We start from the raw sequence: 5212 nt of genomic DNA on the forward strand, positions 1-5212 counted from the left end.
CGTCGGAATAAACATGCTTCGCCACCTCGCGAAGAACGTCCCATGACTTAACGGTTCCGGTCTTAGATTTTGCCACTTGCTCGCCCCGGCGGGTGGCATTGCTCAATCGCTGTAGCTCCTGATGGCGCGCCGAAAACCGCCACCGCCCGCGCTGATCGCGGGCGGTGGCGAACTCAGGATCTGAGTACATCATCCGAAGGCGTTCAGCCGGGCTCATTGTGCTTCTGAACTTCCTCGATCGTCACCAGTCATTCCAATACTTAGCAACGGCATTGAGGAAGGTAGTGCATTTCTCGGCGCGCCACGTAACCGGGGTCCCTTCGCGTAGCAGGTAATATTGCTCGTTAGCGCAGACGAAGTTGCTACGATCAGCACTGTTCACGTAATTGAAGCAGTTGACGAAGGTATCGCTATGGTTCCGCCCGAACTTATCGGCTGGTACGTTGTAGAGAAGACCTTCAAGGTAGTAACTTGGCGCTAATCCAGCCTCGATCTTGCCATCTGCCACCATACGGTTTCGCATGTTTTTGAAAATGCGGATCGTCGGCTTAAGCCAACTCGCGGTTGCTTGGTGCTTTGTAGTTAAGTTCTCGGAATGCTGTTTCGGGTAGTTGGCTATTTGAACGCCTGAGCCATTCCAGAAGCAAATGCCTGTTGTATAGGCCTCATTAGATAGACTTTGGAATTGATGGTAGCGGCGGAATTGCGCCGCAACGATTACATCGGCCTTTCTGCGATTTCCGCTTGCAGGGATAGCTATAGCCTTATCGCCGGGATCGACTTGTTGGCCGAATTTACGTCTGAGCTGCGCAAGCACATCACGTTTGAAATCGGTATAGGAGTAGCTTGCTGCTACCCAGGCTTGGTTGAAGCTCGCCTTCTCTGCACCCGATAGGTTCTCAATGTCGTGGAAGTAGATATCGTTGAGCACTATGACGACATCGACATCACTTTCGGCATAGACGTTCGTATCGTTCCCATACGAACCTTGCAGAAAGACGCTGTAGTCTTTTCCCGCATATGCCGCGTCGGACGCCTCAAGGGCGCTTTTTATGGTCGCATAGGTATCTCGCGATTGGGCAACAGACCCAATTCCAGACCACGTGTCTAATTGCGCCTCGGGGATAGTCATGCCTGTAGCTCCAAATATTCCCGCAGGGCTGCCTCATGCGTCGCAAACGAGTTTCGACCGCGCTGGCGAAGGATATTCAACTTGGTGAGATCGTGCTCGAACAGATCGGTGGCCATCATTGCTCAGTGAATGCGTCACTGATACGAACCGTCTTGATGTCTTTGTAAAGAACAGCCCTAAGCTGATCGAGCGAACGGGTATTAATCTCGAACGTCTTTTGGACGAGCGATACACTTAGGTTCATGTATGGGACCGCGTTGACATAGCGCTTCTCGAGCCATTTCCTGGTGAGCATGCGAGGCTTTGGCTCCGGGTACTCACCCACTCCCACACTGACAACGCGCACGTCAGCATGAGCCTTTTTCAGCGCTATGACTGCATCCGCGATCGCATAGAGGGTCGGATTGTTTGCGCAGAACCCGCCATCGATAAGAACGATGCTGTCGCCATCTCCCGTTTTGACCGTCTTTTGGTCAAAGAAGGGATAGGCCGAACACGATGCAACAACTGCATCGGCAATAGGGACGCCAAAACCTGGCTTGAAGGTTCCCTTCCGTCCGTGGGCCTGCCCAATGCTTCCTTTGAGGTTCCGTTGCAAACCCTGACGTAAGTCAAGAGACTGCCGGAGATGACCTCAGGTTAGGCGGCTACGCCGAACAGGGTAGCAATGAAGTCGCGCTGAGCGCTCATGTCGTTCGCTGGTGCACCTACAACCTGTGCCTTGCGGATCATCGCCATCGCCTCAAAGCCGGCAGTCGTCTGCGAGGCAGCTGTGAAGCTCTTGAACCCCAGCCCAGGACGAACCAATCGCTTGATGCGCCGGTGATCCTGCTCGACGATGTTGTTCAGGAACTTCACCTGCCGGAGGTTGGCGAACCGCCAGAGCTCTCCGGCACGTTTCATCGCCTTCGTCGCTACAGGATAGGCGGTATTCTTGTCGACCGTGATAGTCCGCGGACTGACTGTATGTGACTGCTTCAAGGCTTTCCGGAAAAAACGCTTGGCAGCCGTCGTATCCCGCTTGACCGAGAGCAGAAAGTCAATCGTCTGTCCGGCCGCATCAACGGCACGGTAGAGATAAAGCCACTCACCCTTTACTCGGATATATGTCTCGTCCACACGCCAGGAGCCGTTTGTCATGCGCAGATGCGGACGAATGCCCTTGTCGAGCTCCTGTGCATAGGCCTGGATCCAGCGGAACAGGGTGGTGTGATCCACCTGCACACCACGATCCGAGAGCATGCGCTCGAGGTCGCGATAGCTGATTGGGAACTGCAGGTACCAGCGGACCGCCCATAGGATGATCTCCGTCGTGAACTGCCGACCCTTGAACGGGTTCTCTTGCCTGTCTTCGCCACGAGCCCCTCTCAACGCACTCAGCGTCATAGCCCGAGCCAGGGTGCCTTCAAAGCTGCAACAGAACCTACATTGCAGACCCCACGACGGTATCAGTCAGACGAGATCGACCGAAGCGGTCGGATCTCCAAGTGCGGCGATGCGTTGCTGCGCACGTATCTGTTTGAGGCGGCCGGAATCCTGCTGAACCGGGCCTCGCGCTGGTCTGCGCTGAAAGCCTGGGGCACCCGGCTCGCCAAGAAGGTGGGCGGTAAGAAGGCCACCGTCGCGGTCGCGCGTAAGTTGGCGGTGACGTGTTAGACAATGGTGCAAGGTTTGCGATCAGCTTTGTCCATACAGTCGCTCGCAAGGCTCTCCGGCGGCACACGACAGGTCCTGCGTTAAACCCTTCAACGGCTCTGGACAAACCAGACCGATGAAGGACGAGGACTACCATGGCCAAGCTTTGCAAGCGGCGCCGCCCCTTGCGCCTTGAGATCGGCTTTGATGTCAGACGGGGCAGTCGGGACGTCATAGGACGCGCCTACGAGCGCCTGCTGCCCGTGCGCACCTGTTCGCTGCCATCAAGGACACAGGCTGCCCTTTCCGAGGGAGCATGCGATGAGAACGCCACACCTGAGAGCCGTTTCGGCCCCACAGATCCTGCAGGTCGCCCTCTACGCCCGGGTTTCCTCCGACCAGCAGGCTGAACATCACACCATCGACAGCCAGTTGGCGGAGCTGATCGCACGGGCGCAACAGGACGGTCATGGTATTCGGGACGATCTGCGGTTCATCGACAACGGCCACAGTGGCGCCAGCCTGATCCGTCCCGCTCTGGAGCGGTTGCGCGATCTCGTGGCGCTGTCGGCCGTCGATCTCGTTTACGTCCATGCCCCGGATCGTCTCGCCCGCAGCTATGCGCATCAGGTTCTGCTGCTCGAAGAATTTGCCCACGCCGGCACGCAGGTGATCTTCCACAATCGCCCAATCGGATCCACACCCGAGGACAGCCTGCTGCTGCAGCTCCAGGGCATGTTCGCCGAGTACGAAAGAGCCAAGGTGCTGGAGCGCAGCCGGCGCGGCAAGCGCCACCGCGCTCAAACCGGCGCCGTCAGTGTCCTGTCCCGTGCACCCTTCGGCTACCGCTACATCACGCGTGAGGCTGGTGGGGGAGACGCTCGCTACGAGATCGATGAAGAGGCGGCGCGGATCGTGCACCAGATCTTCACCTGGGTTGGGCACGAGCGCTTGACGCTGGCGGGAGTCTGCCGGCGCCTGCACGCCAGCGGAATTCCAAGTCCGACCGGGCGGCGACACTGGAGCCGGGCGATGATCCATAGCATGTTGCTCAACCCTGCCTATGCGGGACAGGCGCTTTATGGCCGGCGCCAGAGCGTGCCGTGGCGGCCGCCGCTGCATCCGCCGCGTGGCCACGATGGCCTGCCGCGGCGGCCTTGGCGGCAAGTGCCAGCCCCGACTGAGCGGCACATCAGCATCGCGGTGCCAGCCATTGTCGGCGACGAGCTCTTCGCGAGTGTCGCCGAGCAACTGGAGACGAGCCGCAAGCGCAATCGCGAGCGGCTTGCGGGCGTCCAGTATCTGCTGCGCGGCCTGCTCGTCTGCCAGAAGTGCGGCTATGGGTTCACCGGCCATCACCATCGCGGGCAGTGGCGCTACTATCGCTGTTGCGGCACCGACCGCAGCCGCTTCCACGGGGCATTCCGGTGTGATGCCCGGCTGGTCGCCACGGAGTTGCTTGATGAGGCGGTGTGGCGTGAGGTCTGCCGGCTGCTCGACGATCCGGCACAGGTGATCGCCGAGTATCAGCGGCGCCTGGATGCCGTGCAGGCTACGCCGCATCGGCTCGAACTCGATGCCCTAGACCGTCAACGGGCCAAGGCCCGCCGCGCAACCGAGCGGCTGATCGACAGCTACATGGAGGGACTAATCGACAAGCCCGAATTCGAGCCGCGCCTGGCTGCGTTGCGCCGCCGGACCGCCCGGCTGGAAGCCGAAGCCAAGGCTCACCAGGAAGCGGATGAGCAAATCCGCTCGCTGCACCTCGTCATTGGTAAGCTGGACCTGTTTGCCGCGATGGTGCACGATCGGCTCGCGGGTGCGGATTGGGCGACGAAGCGCGACATCATCTGTACTCTCGTCAAGCGCATCGAGGTGGCCGATGATGTTGTTCGGGTGATCTTCCGGGTTGATCCCGGCTTCTCAGGTTCACCTGAGACAGGCCGGACTTTGCACCATTGTCCAACACGTCGTGATCCTGCACCGGATGTGGCGTGACAACACGGACTTCCGGTGGTCGCGCCAGGAAGGGCAGCCCGCATGAGATAGACACCCTAAGAGATCCGCTAGGTTTGGCGGTACGATGTCCCTTGTCGGGACGAGGCAGCAGCCATCGCGTGGGCTCCGTTGCGGCCTGAAACCTGAACCTCAGGGAACAGATTGACCGCGTATGCAACATGGCGAGGCTGAGGCTTCCGACCCCATCATGCGGCGGTGTCTGCCGACCGCGGAGAGAACCATGACCCGACAGGTGATATCAGCCGAACTGACGGAAAGGGCAGCTCAAAGGGCTTGACCAGAATCCCCGGAATAAGAGAACAGAGCCCATTGCCACGAAGAAAAAGGGCGCGTGATTAACTTTATCTGTTGATTGCAGGTGACAACTGGGTCCTGCGGCGCCAAATGCGGAAACCCTACAGGAGTTTTCCATGCCCAAGGCAAAGC

At 59.1% G+C, this 5212-nt stretch carries 4 protein-coding genes and 1 pseudogene; 2 read left to right on the plus strand and 3 right to left on the minus strand.

All coding sequences use genetic code 11. The features are described 5' to 3' along the window. Positions 1 to 241: 241 nt before the first annotated feature. The 3 genes from ACXJKO_RS29600 to ACXJKO_RS29610 all read right to left on the minus strand — a co-directional run bounded on the left by ACXJKO_RS29600 (position 242) and on the right by ACXJKO_RS29610 (position 2518). Positions 242 to 1132 carry a nucleotidyltransferase domain-containing protein gene (locus ACXJKO_RS29600; protein WP_457094600.1) on the minus strand — a complete coding sequence of 297 codons (891 nt, stop codon included), beginning with the start codon at positions 1130 to 1132 and terminating at the stop codon, positions 242 to 244. Positions 1133 to 1247: 115 nt separating this feature from the next. After that, positions 1248 to 1730 (minus strand): patatin-like phospholipase family protein, encoded by a 483-nt coding sequence (locus ACXJKO_RS29605; protein ID WP_457094601.1) that lies wholly within the window; start codon positions 1728 to 1730, stop codon positions 1248 to 1250. Positions 1731 to 1771: 41 nt separating this feature from the next. Beyond that, the gene (locus ACXJKO_RS29610) at positions 1772 to 2518 is read right to left on the minus strand and encodes an IS6 family transposase (protein WP_457094602.1); all 747 of its coding nucleotides are present in this window, start codon (positions 2516 to 2518) and stop codon (positions 1772 to 1774) included. On the opposite strand from ACXJKO_RS29610, the pseudogene ACXJKO_RS29615 reads away from it, so the two are divergent. Next, positions 2513 to 2788, plus strand: a pseudogene (locus tag ACXJKO_RS29615) (transposase); the annotation flags it as partial. The gene ACXJKO_RS29610 and the pseudogene ACXJKO_RS29615 sit on opposite strands and share 6 nt — an antisense overlap. 300 nt (positions 2789 to 3088) lie before the next feature. Then, positions 3089 to 4765 (plus strand): recombinase family protein, encoded by a 1677-nt coding sequence (locus ACXJKO_RS29620; RefSeq protein WP_457094603.1) that lies wholly within the window; start codon positions 3089 to 3091, stop codon positions 4763 to 4765. The last annotated feature ends 447 nt before the right edge of the window (positions 4766 to 5212 follow it).

This window comes from Microvirga sp. P5_D2 (assembly GCF_054049475.1).

Coding starts and splice junctions, on each gene's coding strand:
- ACXJKO_RS29600 (WP_457094600.1), bottom strand. CDS start 1,132: ATGACTATCCCCGAGGCGCAATTAGACACGTGGTCTGGAATTGGGTCT.
- ACXJKO_RS29610 (WP_457094602.1), bottom strand. CDS start 2,518: ATGACGCTGAGTGCGTTGAGAGGGGCTCGTGGCGAAGACAGGCAAGAG.
- ACXJKO_RS29620 (WP_457094603.1), top strand. CDS start 3,089: ATGAGAACGCCACACCTGAGAGCCGTTTCGGCCCCACAGATCCTGCAG.